The organism is Arthrobacter sp. LAPM80 (genome assembly GCF_046736435.1).
Taxonomy (GTDB): domain Bacteria; phylum Actinomycetota; class Actinomycetes; order Actinomycetales; family Micrococcaceae; genus Specibacter.
Map to the genome: position 1 here is coordinate 1 of NZ_JBCHVD010000034.1, position 12,975 is coordinate 12,975.

At 60.7% G+C, this 12,975-nt stretch carries 15 protein-coding genes; all 15 read right to left on the bottom strand.

The window, feature by feature from the left end:
* Window positions 1–11: 11 nt before the first annotated feature.
* The 15 genes from glmM to AAGW05_RS18230 all read right to left on the bottom strand — a co-directional run bounded on the left by glmM (window position 12) and on the right by AAGW05_RS18230 (window position 12,491).
* Window positions 12–1,361, bottom strand: a complete 1,350-nt coding sequence (gene glmM, locus AAGW05_RS18160; protein ID WP_411805969.1) for a phosphoglucosamine mutase — start codon at window positions 1,359–1,361, stop codon at window positions 12–14.
* 250 nt (window positions 1,362–1,611) lie between these two features.
* Entirely contained in the window at window positions 1,612–2,127 is a 516-nt protein-coding gene (gene rpsI, locus AAGW05_RS18165) for a 30S ribosomal protein S9 (RefSeq protein WP_411805970.1), read from the bottom strand.
* A gap of 36 nt (window positions 2,128–2,163) precedes the next feature.
* Window positions 2,164–2,607, bottom strand: a complete 444-nt coding sequence (gene rplM / locus AAGW05_RS18170) for a 50S ribosomal protein L13 (protein ID WP_110105580.1) — start codon at window positions 2,605–2,607, stop codon at window positions 2,164–2,166.
* Between the two features lie 226 nt (window positions 2,608–2,833).
* Window positions 2,834–3,742 (bottom strand): tRNA pseudouridine synthase A, encoded by a 909-nt coding sequence (locus tag AAGW05_RS18175; RefSeq protein ID WP_411805971.1) that lies wholly within the window; start codon window positions 3,740–3,742, stop codon window positions 2,834–2,836.
* A 152-nt stretch (window positions 3,743–3,894) separates the two neighbouring features.
* Window positions 3,895–4,410, bottom strand: coding sequence for a 50S ribosomal protein L17 (rplQ, locus tag AAGW05_RS18180; protein ID WP_411805972.1), 516 nt, complete (start codon window positions 4,408–4,410; stop codon window positions 3,895–3,897).
* A gap of 83 nt (window positions 4,411–4,493) precedes the next feature.
* On the bottom strand, window positions 4,494–5,504 hold the full coding sequence (locus AAGW05_RS18185) for a DNA-directed RNA polymerase subunit alpha (RefSeq protein WP_411805973.1): 1,011 nt from the start codon (window positions 5,502–5,504) through the stop codon (window positions 4,494–4,496).
* Between the two features lie 134 nt (window positions 5,505–5,638).
* Complete coding sequence (rpsK, locus tag AAGW05_RS18190) at window positions 5,639–6,040, bottom strand: 30S ribosomal protein S11 (RefSeq protein WP_038464649.1); 402 nt, start codon at window positions 6,038–6,040, stop codon at window positions 5,639–5,641.
* A 107-nt stretch (window positions 6,041–6,147) separates the two neighbouring features.
* On the bottom strand, window positions 6,148–6,525 hold the full coding sequence (gene rpsM, locus AAGW05_RS18195; RefSeq protein ID WP_038464651.1) for a 30S ribosomal protein S13: 378 nt from the start codon (window positions 6,523–6,525) through the stop codon (window positions 6,148–6,150).
* A 189-nt stretch (window positions 6,526–6,714) separates the two neighbouring features.
* Window positions 6,715–6,828 carry a 50S ribosomal protein L36 gene (rpmJ, locus tag AAGW05_RS18200; protein WP_011775570.1) on the bottom strand — a complete coding sequence of 38 codons (114 nt, stop codon included), beginning with the start codon at window positions 6,826–6,828 and terminating at the stop codon, window positions 6,715–6,717.
* 29 nt (window positions 6,829–6,857) lie between these two features.
* A complete protein-coding gene (gene infA / locus AAGW05_RS18205; RefSeq protein ID WP_009358723.1) occupies window positions 6,858–7,079 on the bottom strand; it encodes a translation initiation factor IF-1 in 222 nt (73 codons plus the stop codon).
* A 200-nt stretch (window positions 7,080–7,279) separates the two neighbouring features.
* Complete coding sequence (locus tag AAGW05_RS18210; protein WP_411805974.1) at window positions 7,280–8,254, bottom strand: P1 family peptidase; 975 nt, start codon at window positions 8,252–8,254, stop codon at window positions 7,280–7,282.
* A 137-nt stretch (window positions 8,255–8,391) separates the two neighbouring features.
* Complete coding sequence (locus AAGW05_RS18215) at window positions 8,392–9,741, bottom strand: ABC transporter substrate-binding protein (RefSeq protein WP_411805975.1); 1,350 nt, start codon at window positions 9,739–9,741, stop codon at window positions 8,392–8,394.
* Between the two features lie 102 nt (window positions 9,742–9,843).
* Window positions 9,844–10,731: a carbohydrate ABC transporter permease gene (locus tag AAGW05_RS18220; protein ID WP_411805976.1), complete on the bottom strand. Its 888-nt coding sequence runs from the start codon at window positions 10,729–10,731 to the stop codon at window positions 9,844–9,846.
* Window positions 10,731–11,615, bottom strand: coding sequence for a carbohydrate ABC transporter permease (locus AAGW05_RS18225; RefSeq protein WP_411805978.1), 885 nt, complete (start codon window positions 11,613–11,615; stop codon window positions 10,731–10,733). The genes AAGW05_RS18220 and AAGW05_RS18225 overlap by 1 nt, the downstream gene beginning before the upstream one ends.
* 96 nt (window positions 11,616–11,711) lie before the next feature.
* Entirely contained in the window at window positions 11,712–12,491 is a 780-nt protein-coding gene (locus AAGW05_RS18230) for a glycerophosphodiester phosphodiesterase (RefSeq protein ID WP_411805977.1), read from the bottom strand.
* Window positions 12,492–12,975: the final 484 nt, after the last annotated feature.

The window sequence follows — 12,975 nt, forward strand, 5'->3', positions numbered from 1 at the left end:
CCGCGGCGTTGCTACTGGAGCGTAAGTTCAGCCCTGACAACGTCAACAAGGCCGTTGCAAATCCGCTCAGCCGTTTCTGTGTCTGCAGCCTCGACCATGACCCGCACCAGAGGTTCGGTGCCCGAGGAACGCAGAAGCACCCGCCCGGTGTCGCCGAGCTCTGCCTCGGCCTTGGCGATGGCGGCGTTGATGGCCGGCACGGTTGAAACCCTGTTCTTGTCCACGTTCTTGACGTTGATCATGATCTGCGGCAACTTTGTCATGGCGCCGGCCAGTTCCTTCAGGGTCTTGCCCGTCATGGCAACCTGGGCCGCCAGCTGCAAACCGGTGAGCACGCCGTCTCCGGTGGTGGCGTACTTGGAGAAGATCACGTGGCCCGACTGTTCGCCACCCAAGGTGTAGTCGCCGCGGCGCATCTCCTCAAGCACGTAGCGGTCGCCCACACCGGTTTCCCGGATCGTGATGCCGGCGTTGCGCAAAGCAATCTTCAGTCCGAGGTTGCTCATGACGGTAGCTACGAGGACGTTGTCCTTGAGCTCACCTGATTCCTTCAAGGCGATGGCGAGAATTGCCATGATCTGGTCGCCATCAATGACGTTTCCCTCATGGTCAACGGCCAGGCAGCGGTCGGCGTCGCCGTCGTGTGCGATGCCGAGGTCGGACCCGGTGGCGATGACGGTTTCCTGAAGCAGTCCCAGATGGGTGGAGCCGACGCCGTCATTGATGTTCAACCCGTCGGGGTCGGCACCGATGACGGTGATCTGGGCACCGGCGTTGGTGAAGACCTGCGGTGAACATCCGCTGGCCGCGCCGTGGGCGCAGTCAAGGACAATCTTCAGCCCGTCAAGGCGGTTCGGCAGGGTCCCCAAAAGGTGCACGACATAGCGGTCTTCGGCGTCGGAGAAGCGCTGGATGCGCCCAACATCGACACCCACGGGCCTGAAGGCATCATGCTGGAGCTGGGCTTCGATGGCGTCCTCGACATCGTCGGGGAGCTTTGCGCCACCCCGGGCGAAGAACTTGATGCCGTTGTCCGGTGCGGGGTTGTGCGAGGCGGAGATCATCACGCCAAAGTCAGCCCCGAGGTCTGCAATGAGGAACGCCGCGGCAGGGGTGGGAAGTACGCCTGCATCGTAGACGTCGACGCCGGCACTGGCCAGCCCCGCTTCCACGGCGGCGGCAATGAACTCGCCGCTGGCGCGAGGGTCGCGGGCAATGACGGCCCGGGGCCGCTTTCCCTCGCTCATCTGTTCATGGCCAAGGACCACAGCCGCAGCCTGGGCAAGGGATAAAGCCAATTCAGCCGTCAGCAGGCCATTGGCCAAACCGCGGACACCGTCTGTTCCAAATAATCTTGACATCAGCCTCAGTCTAAATGATGGACCTGATAAAAAAGCCCCAGTCGGTCCCAGCCGTGGCGCACATTTCCCTTTTGGCGGTAAAAGAACGGCGTTCTGTGGCCTTTCCCACACTGGTTCCAACAGCCACGGAACACAAAATGCCCCCGCTGGAAACCAGCGGGGGCATTGTGAGAAGCGTCATCTTAGCGCGGATGGGTCCGAGTACTAAGACAAGCCGAGGGCTCCGTGCCGAGGCGCGGGAAGGCTTGGATTAACGCTTGGAGTACTGCGAAGCCTTACGAGCCTTCTTAAGACCAGCCTTCTTACGCTCGATGACGCGTGCGTCACGAGTCAGGAAGCCTGCCTTCTTCAAGATGGCGCGGTTGTTCTCTTCGTCGATCTGGTTCAAGGAACGAGCAACGCCGAGACGCAAAGCACCGGCCTGGCCTGAGGGGCCACCACCGTGGATGCGCGCCCATACGTCGTATGCGCCTTCGAGATCGAGCAGACGGAACGGGTCGTTTACTTCCTGCTGGTGCAGTTTGTTCGGGAAGTAGTTGGACAGTTCGCGGCCGTTGACGATCCACTTGCCGGTGCCGGGTACGACGCGAACGCGGGCAATTGCCTGCTTGCGACGGCCTACAGCAGCGCCTGAAACGGTCAGAGCCGGGCGTTCCTTCTTGGGTGCTGCAACTGCTGCAGCTGAGCTTTCGCTCGTGTAGCTGGTCAAAACTTCTTCCTCGGCCACAACGGCCTCGGTGTTCAGCTCTTCAGTGTTCTGAGCCACGATTCTCCTAAATAAATATTGGCTTGGTGGCCAGGACTACTGGGCGACCTGGGTGATTTCGAAAGTCTGGGGCTGCTGTGCTGCATGGGGGTGCTCGGAGCCGCGGTAGACCTTCAGCTTGCTGATCTGGGCGTTGCCCAGCTTGGTCTTGGGGAGCATGCCAGCGATGGCCTTCTCCACTGCGCGAACCGGGTTTTTCTCCAGCAGTTCTGCATAGTTGACGCTTGACAGGCCGCCCGGGAAACCCGAGTGGCGGTAAGCGCGCTTCTGTTCGAGCTTGGCGCCGGTCAGGGCAACCTTCTCGGCGTTGATGATGATGACGAAATCGCCCATGTCCATATGGGGAGCGAAGGTCGGCTTGTGCTTTCCACGCAGCAGTGTTGCGGTCTGGCTGGCAAGACGGCCCAAGACAACGTCGTTGGCATCAATGATGTGCCACTGACGGTTGATATCGCCGGGCTTCGGGGTATACGTACGCACGGTTTTTGCCTTCGTTTCTTGTTCTTAGGTGGTGTCACAGATGGTTGACACCTGCTATCTATGCGTTTACCGGAACAGAGGTGAGGGCTCTAACACCAGTCATCCTTACACTTCCCGAAAACGCCCGTTCAGTGGTAGTCCTGCAACCGGACCTGCAACGGGCGCATGGCATCGGGATAGGACACGCACAACGACTATCAACGATAGCGTTAATAATGGCCTCCGGTCAAAGTGGGCTGCCGAACGCCTCCATATCGGCCCTCACCGCCCGAGTGAGCCGCGCACGGGAGTGGAGTTCGTCGTCCGCCGGGTAGCGCACTTCCTCGAATACCAGCGGATGGGCGCTTGCCAGCACTGATTTTGCGTCCCTGACGCCCGCCAACTGCCTCTCACGCATCCAATGCGGACCCTCCACGCCCTGCCCGACCCGCAGTGCCGCACCCGTCAAGGCGCGCACCATATTGTGGCAAAAGGCGTCGGCCTGGATATTGAGGTTAATCACACCATCATCCCCGCGGATGAATTCGAAGCGCTGCAGGGTCCGCACCGTGGTGGATCCCTCGCGCGGTTTGGCAAATGCCTTGAAATCTCCCAGTCCCAGAAGCTCAGCGGCACCAGCATCCATCAGATCCGCGTCAAGTTCCTGGTTGAACCACAGGGTCTGCGCGCGCTGCAACGGATCCCGCCTGGTTGAAGCATCGGCAATCCGGTAGCTGTAGCGCCGCCACAGGGCCGAGAACCGCGCGTCAAAGCCAATGCCTGCCCGCTGCACCCGCTGGATCTGGATAGCCCCCTGGGAGCCCTTCAGGACCCACCCCAGCGCCCCGTTGATGCGCCGGAGCAAGGCGAGGCACGGTTCGACGGTGTTGCCTTGGTTCAGAGCATCCCATTCCGCCTGGGTGAGGTCGCAATGGGCGACCTGCCCGCGGGCGTGCACACCCGTGTCGGTGCGCCCTGCCACAGTGAGGCGCACGAGTCGGCGCATGATCAATGCCAGGGCCTCCTCCAGGGTTCCCTGCAGTGTCTGCAGCCCTGGCTGAATGGCCCACCCGCTAAAGGGACCGCCGTCGTACGCGATATCCAGGCGGATCCGCACAAGGCCCAGTTCTTCGGGGGAAGGGTGGTGGGTTTTCATGGCCTCAATTCTATCGGCCGCGGGCCGCGGCGTGGAATCGGGCGCAAGCGCACCTTCGGCTCCCTGAAGAACAGTGCCATCATGCACAAGAACCCGCCACCCCAAAGGGATGACGGGTTCTTAGAGGTAAATCCAAAGCTTTCGCTTTTGAACTACTTGGTCTCTTCAGCAGTTGCTTCTTCAACCCCGGCAGCGGCTTCGTCGGCCACTACTTCGGTCTGTGCAACTTCTTCGCTCGGTGCTTCTTCAACCGGGGCAGCCTTGGCTGCAGCAGCGGTAGCTTCCTTCACAACAGCCTGCTTGGCGCTGACCGGTTCCAGAACGAGCTCGATGACAGCCATGGGAGCGTTATCGCCCTTGCGGTTGCCGATCTTGGTGATGCGGGTGTAGCCGCCGTCGCGGTTCTCCACAGCCTTGGCGATGTCGGTGAACAGCTCATGGACAATGCCCTTGTCGCTGATCAGGCCGAGAACGCGGCGGCGTGAAGCCAAGTCGCCACGCTTTGCGAAAGTTACCAGTCGCTCTGCGTAGGGGCTCAGGCGCTTTGCCTTGGTCAAGGTGGTGGTGATCCGCTTGTGCTCAAACAGAGCGGCGGACAGGTTCGCGAGCATAAGACGCTCGTGAGCCGCTCCGCCTCCGAGGCGGGGACCCTTGGCGGGTGTAGGCATGGTGTTTCTCCTCAAGTGTCAGCCGGACCCTGGCGGACACTTCACAGTGTCCGCCAGACCGGCTCAAGATTTGTTGTTCGAACTTAGAGTTCGTCGTCGCTGAATGCGTCGTCGTTCTCGTCAAGGGCTGCGGCACGGGCGGCAAGATCAAATCCTGGAGGGGAATCCTTCAAGGACAGACCAAGCTCAACCAGCTTTGCTTTTACCTCGTCAATGGACTTTGCACCGAAGTTGCGAATATCCATCAGGTCAGCCTCGGAGCGAGCAACGAGTTCACCCACGGAGTGGATGCCCTCACGCTTGAGGCAGTTGTAGGAACGAACCGTCAGGTCCAGATCCTCGATCGGCAGGGCCATGTCTGCGGCAAGAGCGGCATCCGTCGGGGACGGGCCAATCTCAATACCTTCAGCCGCGGTGTTCAGCTCGCGGGCCAATCCGAACAGTTCAACCAGCGTCGTGCCGGCAGAGGCAATGGCATCCCGCGGGGAGATGGCCTGCTTGGTCTCTACGTCAACAATCAGCTTGTCAAAGTCGGTGCGCTGTTCAACACGGGTTGCTTCCACACGGAAGGTCACCTTCAGAACGGGTGAGTAGATGGAGTCAACCGGGATGCGGCCGATCTCCTGATCCACGTTCTTGTTCTGGGCTGCCGAAACATAGCCGCGGCCTCGCTCGATGGTCAGTTCAAGTTCGAACTTGCCCTTCGAGTTCAGTGTGGCAATGTGCATGTCAGGGTTGTGGAATTCCACACCGGCCGGCGGGGCAATGTCTGCAGCCGTGACGACGCCGGGGCCCTGCTTGCGCAGGTAGGCGACGACGGGCTCGTCATGCTCCGAAGACACGGAGAGACCCTTGATGTTCAGGATGATCTCGGTGACATCTTCCTTGACACCGGGGACCGTGGTGAACTCGTGCAGAACGCCATCCAAGCGGATGCTGGTGACAGCAGCGCCGGGGATGGAGGACAGCAGGGTCCGTCGGAGGGAGTTTCCTAGGGTGTAACCGAAGCCTGGCTCCAGCGGTTCGATGACGAACCGTGAGCGATTCTCGGAAACTACTTCTTCAGATAGGGTGGGGCGCTGTGCAATGAGCACTGGGTTTTCCTTTCAGCGAGCATCCGCTATATGACGCAACACAGGTAGTGGAAACGACGGCTGACGAAACTTGACGGCGGCGGAATTGGCCTCCACCTTGCGGTGAAGGCCAATTCTGCTGCTCTGTGGTCTCGTTAGACGCGACGGCGCTTGGGCGGACGGCAGCCGTTGTGGGCGCTGGGGGTGACATCCGAGATGGAGCCAACCTCAAGTCCAGCAGCCTGCAGCGAACGAATAGCCGTTTCGCGGCCCGAGCCCGGACCCTTTACGAAAACGTCAACCTTGCGAAGGCCATGCTCCTGTGCGCGCTTGGCAGCTGCTTCAGCAGCCATCTGTGCAGCGTACGGAGTTGACTTACGCGAGCCCTTGAAACCAACTTCACCGGCAGAAGCCCATGAAATGACAGCACCGTTCGGATCCGTGATGGAAACGATGGTGTTGTTAAAGGTGCTCTTAATGTGCGCCTGGCCCAGCGCAATATTCTTTTTATCCTTGCGACGCGGCTTACGAACCGCGCCCCGAGTCTTTGGGGGCATTTTATTCTCCTACTAAAGTTTAATGAGGGGTCGGCATAGGCTAAAACCCACGCTTGCCAGTATCCTGAGCAGTTACCTGCGCAACCTTTCAAGCCGGCTAGCGGGATTTACCTGCCGGCCTTCTTCTTGCCAGCGACGGTACGCTTCGGACCCTTGCGGGTACGTGCGTTGGTCTTCGTGCGCTGACCGTGCACGGGCATGCCACGACGGTGGCGGATACCCTGGTAGCTGCCGATTTCAACCTTGCGGCGGATATCAGCGGCAACCTCGCGGCGAAGGTCACCCTCAACCTTGTAGTTACCCTCGATGTTGTCACGCAACTGAACGAGTTCAGCGTCAGAAAGGTCCTTCACGCGGACATCCGGGGAGATCCCCGTGTCGGCCAGAACTTTCTTTGCACGGGTCTTGCCCACGCCGTAGATGTATGTAAGCGCTACTTCCAGCCGCTTTTCGCGGGGAAGGTCTACGCCAGCGAGACGTGCCATATTTGGCTGCTCCTTGTGTAAACCGGAGGTCGTAGGCAGTACACCCGCATTTTTGTCGATGCGGCCCTGGCCTCCGACCAGGGGTCCGTTGATACGGTTGCGGATTGCTCCGCCTTCGTCCAACTTGTGCTGCCTTATTAATTTACTTGCGTGAGCATTTGCCCGGGTCCTGCCTCAAAAGAGGAAGGATTAGCCCTGGCGCTGCTTGTGGCGCGGGTTCTCGCAGATCACCATGACTCGACCGTTACGGCGAATCACCTTGCACTTATCGCAGATCTGCTTGACGCTCGGCTTGACCTTCATGGCATTCCTTTGCGTGATTGCAGTTGTGGTTATTTGTAGCGGTAGACGATACGACCACGGGTAAGGTCGTACGGGCTCAGCTCCACCACAACTCGGTCCTCAGGAAGGATACGAATGTAGTGCTGGCGCATTTTCCCTGAGATATGGGCAAGAACGATGTGCTTGTTCGTCAGCTCAACGCGAAACATCGCATTGGGCAGCGCTTCAGTCACAACGCCCTCGATCTCAATGACCCCATCTTTCTTGGCCATATCCTCCGCTAACTTTGTTGCGCCGACATAGCCAGCCCCTTGAGGAACTGATTTCAGATCGGCGTTCGATTTGCTACTGATTATTGTTTGACAGCCTGCACACTGTCCGGAAGGGCTTGACGCCGCATCCTGCCAGGTGCCCCGCAAAATAGCAGGCACAGACAACCAACAACCTACTCTAGTGCAATTGTGCAAATAAGTTAAATTGAGCCCTGCGTGGTCTGCGGGAAAGGACGCAGCATCCCCGCGGGCGTTTCAACGGCCGTGGCGCGGCTCACCCCGTCGAGGATCGCCAGCCGAACCGCTTCGGCAGCTGCACTCTGCAGTTCAATAAGCGAGGCAAACGGCGCAAGAGGATGCGGGAGTAACGTTTCCGCGCAGGTGGACAGGACAAAGATGGTGTCCCCATCGGCCAGGGTATGCACGGGAATCAGGGCCCGCGCCATGCCGGCATGTGCAGCAGTGGCCGTGCGTTTGGCCTCCGCGACGGTCAGCGTGGCATTGGTCGCCACAACAGCCAGGGTGGTGTTCAACCCCTCCCCCACAGCGGGTGGTTGCGCACCCGGCTGCCACGGAACGCCCGCAGCATTGACCACAGCAAGGGCGCCGACCACAATGTGCGCGTTCTCCCCGCCCAGCCGGACGGAGGCCGTGCCCAGTCCGCCTTTGAAGGTGCCGGACCCGATGGCTGCCCCCGTCCCGGCTCCCACGTTGCCGCGTACGACGTCGGCCCCTTCCGTTGAGCTTGCTGCGTCAAGTGTCGCTTCGTACCCCATGGCGGCGTCGGGCCGTGCCGCGAAGTCACCGCCGCGGCCCAGGTCAAAGATCGCCGCTGCGGGTACGATGGGCACCACCCCGCCGGGGACGGCGAAGCCCCTGCCGTTTTCTTCGCACCAGCGCTGCACTCCCCCGGCCGCGGCCAGCCCGTAGGCACTGCCGCCTGTCAACGCGACGGCATCCACGGTGGAAACCATGGTGGTGGGGTCAAGTGCGTCTGTTTCATGCGTACCGGGTCCGCCTCCGCGAACGTCGACGGAGCCGATGGTGCCAGGGGGCGGCAGAACTACGGTGACCCCTGTCAGCCAGCCGTCGGTGCGGCGCTGGGCCTGTCCCACCCTGATGCCGGGGACCAACGTAATCGATCCCGTGGTTGTTGATGCCGCCATCTGGCTCATGTCTGTTCCCCGTCTGTTGTCTCCAGGCCACTGCGGCGCCGGCCTCCTGAGACGATTATGTCCGGGCGTGGCCGGCGGCGCCACGTCCGGACACCGTCAAGAAGCGGTCCCCCCGCTGGTGCCAGGCCGTCTCGTCTTTAGAGGTAGGGCAGGACGTTCTCCTTGTAGGACTTCGTGATCGACGTTGCGGCAAGGGCAAAAGCCTCGGCGGGGTCGCCCTGTTGCAGCATGATCTTTTCCAGTGCCGTGGTGAGGTCCTTGTCACCATTGGGCACGAACACCCGGCCCCAGTCTTGGACGCGTGTGCCGGCGAGCTGGTCCACGGCCGTGCGGAACTGCGGGGTTTTGGCGTAGACAGCCTTCATGGTCTCCCCCTCAAGTGCCGAGGTGCGCACCGGCATGTAGCCGGTGTTGGAGGAGAAGTAGGCCGTGTTCTGTGCATTCGTCAGGAATTTCAAGAACATGCCCGCCGCCAACTGCTGCTCGGGTGACTTGCTTGCGGGGATCGCCAGCCCCGTGCCTCCCGTGGGGCACGCCGCGCCTTGGGCTCCTTGGGGCAGGAAGCCGGTGCCGACGTCGAACTTGGCCGAGCCGAGAATTCCTGTGAGGGAACCTGTTGAGGCGATGGTGCACCCCGTGATACCGGCACCGAAGTCGGCCACCTGGTCCTTGGCCGTGACGGCAGCGCTCTTGTCCTCGTAGATCAATTTCTGCAGGTAGTTGGCGGCTTCAAGCGCTTGTGGGCTGTCCAGTGTCATGGTCCAATCCTTGGAGTAGGAGCCGCCGGCGCCCCAGAGCATGTTGCAGAACCACCAGGCGCTCCATGAGCTGCCTTTGCCCAAGCCAAGCGGCACCACGTTGGAGGCCGTGGCGATTTTGGGCGCCCACTCGTCGAACTCAGTCCATGTCTTCGGTGCCCGGTCGGGCAGTCCGGCCTTCTCCCAAACACTCTTGTTGTAGTAGAACAGGGGCGTTGAGCGAGCGTAGGGAACTGCCCAGTGCGCATCCTTGAACGCGTAGTCGTTGTACAGGGTTGCGTTGAAGTCCCCGGTGCCGAAGTCCAAGTGGGCGGCGAGTTGATCCAGCGGCAGTATCTGGCCGTTGATCATGTACCTGAACCACCACACATCGCTGGCAATCACCAGATCAGGGACGTTGCTGGAGCCCGAGGCTGCCTGGAATTTCTGGGCCACCTCGTCGTAGTTTGCGCCGGCCGTGACGAGGCTGACCTTGATGCCGCTTTCAGCCGTGAAGCGCTTGATGAGTTCCATTTCTATGTCCTTGGATGTGCCCGGGTGGTTGGACCACCAGGTGATCTCCTTAGCGGCCTTAACGGTTTTCCAGTCAACAGTGTTGTCGGTGGCTGCACCACCGACTTCTCCCACAGTGGGTCCGCCACAGGCGGCCAGCGCGGCGGATCCGCCCAACAGGGCGGCGAGCTGGAGCATCTGGCGGCGGTTCACGTTGGCAAAGGGCGACGGTGTCATTTTTTCTCCTGGGTGGCTGCCTGGTCTGAACCGGGGCAGGGCTGTCAAAGGCATGGTTGTTGGGTGTTCTTGGTAGGGCGTTGAGATGGCTGGCGGACCGAATTACCCGGTCACGGCGCCTGAGGTGAGGCCGGTGACGATGCGTCGTTGGAGCAGGAAGAACACGATCAGCACGGGGACGGTGATGAGCACCGTCCCTGCCATGAGCACGCCCCAGTTCGTGACGCCGTCGTTGTTTTGCAGCAGTGTCAGTCCCACCGGAAGCGTCATCATTTCGGCCTTGTCCACGACAAGCAGCGGCCAGAGGTATTCGTTCCATTCCGAGACAATCGAAACCAGTGCCACAGCGGCAATCGTGGGGGCTGAGATGGGCACAACGAACCGCCACAGCCGGGTCCAGTGACTGGCCCCGTCGAGGGCAGCCGCTTCAAGGATGGACACTGGCAGTGTCAGAAAGTGCTGGCGGAACAAGAATGTGCCAAAAGCGCTTGCCAGTCCCGGCAGGATCAGGCCCCGGTAGGTATTGATCCAGCCAAGGTCCGAGATCAAGGTGTAGTTGGGGATGATGACAATTTGTTGTGGCACCAGCAGGGCGAACACCACGAGAGCGAACACGAACTTCTTGCCGGGGAACTCCAAAAACACCACGGCGTAGGCGGTTGTCAGGCCCAGTGCAATCTTCAAGGTGGCCCCCACCAAGGTGGTGATGAGCGAGTTGATGAAGAAGTTGCCAAAGGGTACGGCATCAAGGGCCGCCATGTAGTTGGACAGGTCAAAGCGTTCGGGCAACCATTGGATGGGCACGGTGTAAATTTCGTCGCGTTCCTTGAAGCTGGCAAGCAGCATCCACACCATCGGGAGGATCATGGCTCCCACAGCCAGCGCCATCAAAAGGTATCCGCCAGGTTTCACCTTCGGATTGCTTCCCGCTGGGCGGGGTTGACGCCCCGTCAACGCCACTGCGGCTTCTTCTTTCGCGTCAATGCTCATCAGTAGTGGACTTTCTTTTGGACAAACAGCATTTGCACTGCCGTGATCGCAAGAAGCACGATAAACAGCACGGTAGCGATGGCCGAGGAGTATCCCGCACGGCCCACGGCGAAGCCTTCTTCGTAGATCTGGTACATCAGCGTGGTTGTGCCTTCAAGCGGCCCACCCCGGGTCATGGCCTGGATGATGTCGAAGGACTGCAGGGAACTGAGCAAGGTGGTCACTGACAGGAAAAAGGTGGTTGGACCCAACAGCGGCAGCACCACGTTGCGGAAGGATGCGAAAGCCCCGGCCCCGTCAAGGTTTGCGGCCTCAAGTAAGTCCTTGGGCACAGCCTGCAAGGCTGCAAGGTAGATCAGGGCAACGTAGCCCACGTTCTTCCACAGGTAGACGATGATGATCATCGGCAGCGCCCAGTGCGGATCGTTGTACCAATCAGGCCCGCTCACACCCGCCGCCTTGAGCAGCGCACCGAGGACGCCAAAGTTGGGATCAAAAACGAAGAGCCACAGCAGTCCGACGGCGACACCGGAGAGGACAAACGGGGCCACGACCACTGTGCGGGCCAAGCCCGTGCCACGGAGCTTTCGGTTCAGCAGCAGTGCCAAGGCCAGTCCCAGGGCCATGCCTCCGCCCACTGTGGCTACGGTGAAGACAACTGTCACCCTGACCACATTTGCTGTGGTCGGATCCGTGAACCAGCTGACGTAGTTCTCCAGTCCAATGAACCGTGCCGTGGCCGAGCCTATGTTCCACTGCAGCAGTGAGTATTGCAGTGACTGGATCAACGGTTTGTAGGTGAAGATGATCAGCAGGGCCACATTGGGGCCTGCGAAGAGCAGGAACAACAACCATGTTTTCCACGGAGCGCGGCGCTTGCGCATGGCCTGGCTGTCCGGGCCGGGTGCTTGTGTGGTTTCCCGTCCCCGATTGCGCGGTATCTGCGCTGATCTGGTGCTGCGAATCAGAAGTGCCATGGCCTAGGCGTCCCCGGCGACGGTCTCGAGTGTCGCCGGTGCAGCTCCGGCCACTGCCCTTTGAATGAGTTCAGGATCATCGGTGCAGAGTGCGTCCACCCCGATGGCCGCCAGTTCACGGGCCCGGGCCGGATCATTCACCGTCCAGGCCCACGCCTGCAGCCCCGCACTGTGGATGGCGGCGACATCAACCGCATCAAGGCCGTTTTCCCAAATGGAGAGACCCTCAGCGCCGTGTGCCAGGGCAAAGTCGATGGCTGCCATGAGTCCCCGGCCAGTGAACTGTTCCTGGATGCCGTCTCCGGCCAGCATCGCACCGAGCTTTTCAAGACGCCCCACACACAGCGGATAAATCATGGCCTCGGGGCGGATATGGCGCAACCGTGCCAGCGCCAGCCAATTGGCGGAGGAAGCAAACCAGTCCAGACCGGGCACGGCCGCTGCAGCCGCTGCCACGGCGTCCGCCGAAGCGGCGTCCTTGAGCTCAATGTTGACACGCAGTTTTCCTGCCGCCAGTTCAAGCACCTGGGCCAAGGTGGGCACGCCCTGGCCATCGCCTGCATCGAGACGGCCCAGCTGGCTTGAGGTGAACTCCGTGATGCTGCCGCGGCCGTTGGTGGTGCGATCTGCGGTGTCGTCGTGGATCACCATGGGAAGCAAGTCTGCTGACAGATGGACGTCAAGTTCTATGCCGTCAACGCCCAGTTCACTGGCGCGCGAAAATGCAGGCAAGGTGTTTTCGGGTAGGTGTGCAGACACTCCGCGGTGGGCATAAATGCGCATACGTTTTCAGTCCTTGGGATTGATATCTAAGGGGCTGATCACACGCTTGGGTGACTGCCCCCTTGGCTTCAGTGACCAAGGTACGGAGCGCAAACGCTGTTCTGGTGGCGGCAATATTAACGGCAAGGGTACCGGGACTAAACAGTGGGCTGGAGAGCCTGGCAGGGGGAAAAATATATTGCCCGGATCTCATTCTGCGCAGCACCTATGGCCTATGCGTGGGGCTTCAGACGGCCGACGCGGCCGGCCGTTCCGCATGGCCGTCAGGTTGTCGAGGGGATCGAGTGCGGTAACTGTGTGGGATCTGTTGGTGGGACTTGCCCGGGTCGTTCGGGCCGTGGGGACTCGACGATCAGCGGCGGTCGGGCCAGGGCCCGTCCACGGCATCGACTCCGTGGCGCTTGTTGCCGTCAACGGTCCACGCCGGTACATTGACGAAAGGGGAATCGTCATAGCACTTATCGTTGTCGGAATCGTACTTCTC

What these genes read in the sequence shown, in the direction of transcription:
- glmM (WP_411805969.1), bottom strand. Translation starts at nt 1,361, where the DNA reads ATGTCAAGATTATTTGGAACAGACGGTGTCCGCGGTTTGGCCAATGGC.
- AAGW05_RS18175 (WP_411805971.1), bottom strand. Translation starts at nt 3,742, where the DNA reads ATGAAAACCCACCACCCTTCCCCCGAAGAACTGGGCCTTGTGCGGATC.
- rplQ (WP_411805972.1), bottom strand. Translation starts at nt 4,410, where the DNA reads ATGCCTACACCCGCCAAGGGTCCCCGCCTCGGAGGCGGAGCGGCTCAC.
- rpsK (WP_038464649.1), bottom strand. Translation starts at nt 6,040, where the DNA reads ATGCCCCCAAAGACTCGGGGCGCGGTTCGTAAGCCGCGTCGCAAGGAT.
- rpsM (WP_038464651.1), bottom strand. Translation starts at nt 6,525, where the DNA reads ATGGCACGTCTCGCTGGCGTAGACCTTCCCCGCGAAAAGCGGCTGGAA.
- rpmJ (WP_011775570.1), bottom strand. Translation starts at nt 6,828, where the DNA reads ATGAAGGTCAAGCCGAGCGTCAAGCAGATCTGCGATAAGTGCAAGGTG.
- infA (WP_009358723.1), bottom strand. Translation starts at nt 7,079, where the DNA reads ATGGCCAAGAAAGATGGGGTCATTGAGATCGAGGGCGTTGTGACTGAA.
- AAGW05_RS18210 (WP_411805974.1), bottom strand. Translation starts at nt 8,254, where the DNA reads ATGAGCCAGATGGCGGCATCAACAACCACGGGATCGATTACGTTGGTC.
- AAGW05_RS18215 (WP_411805975.1), bottom strand. Translation starts at nt 9,741, where the DNA reads ATGACACCGTCGCCCTTTGCCAACGTGAACCGCCGCCAGATGCTCCAG.
- AAGW05_RS18220 (WP_411805976.1), bottom strand. Translation starts at nt 10,731, where the DNA reads ATGAGCATTGACGCGAAAGAAGAAGCCGCAGTGGCGTTGACGGGGCGT.
- AAGW05_RS18225 (WP_411805978.1), bottom strand. Translation starts at nt 11,615, where the DNA reads ATGCGCAAGCGCCGCGCTCCGTGGAAAACATGGTTGTTGTTCCTGCTC.
- AAGW05_RS18230 (WP_411805977.1), bottom strand. Translation starts at nt 12,491, where the DNA reads ATGCGCATTTATGCCCACCGCGGAGTGTCTGCACACCTACCCGAAAAC.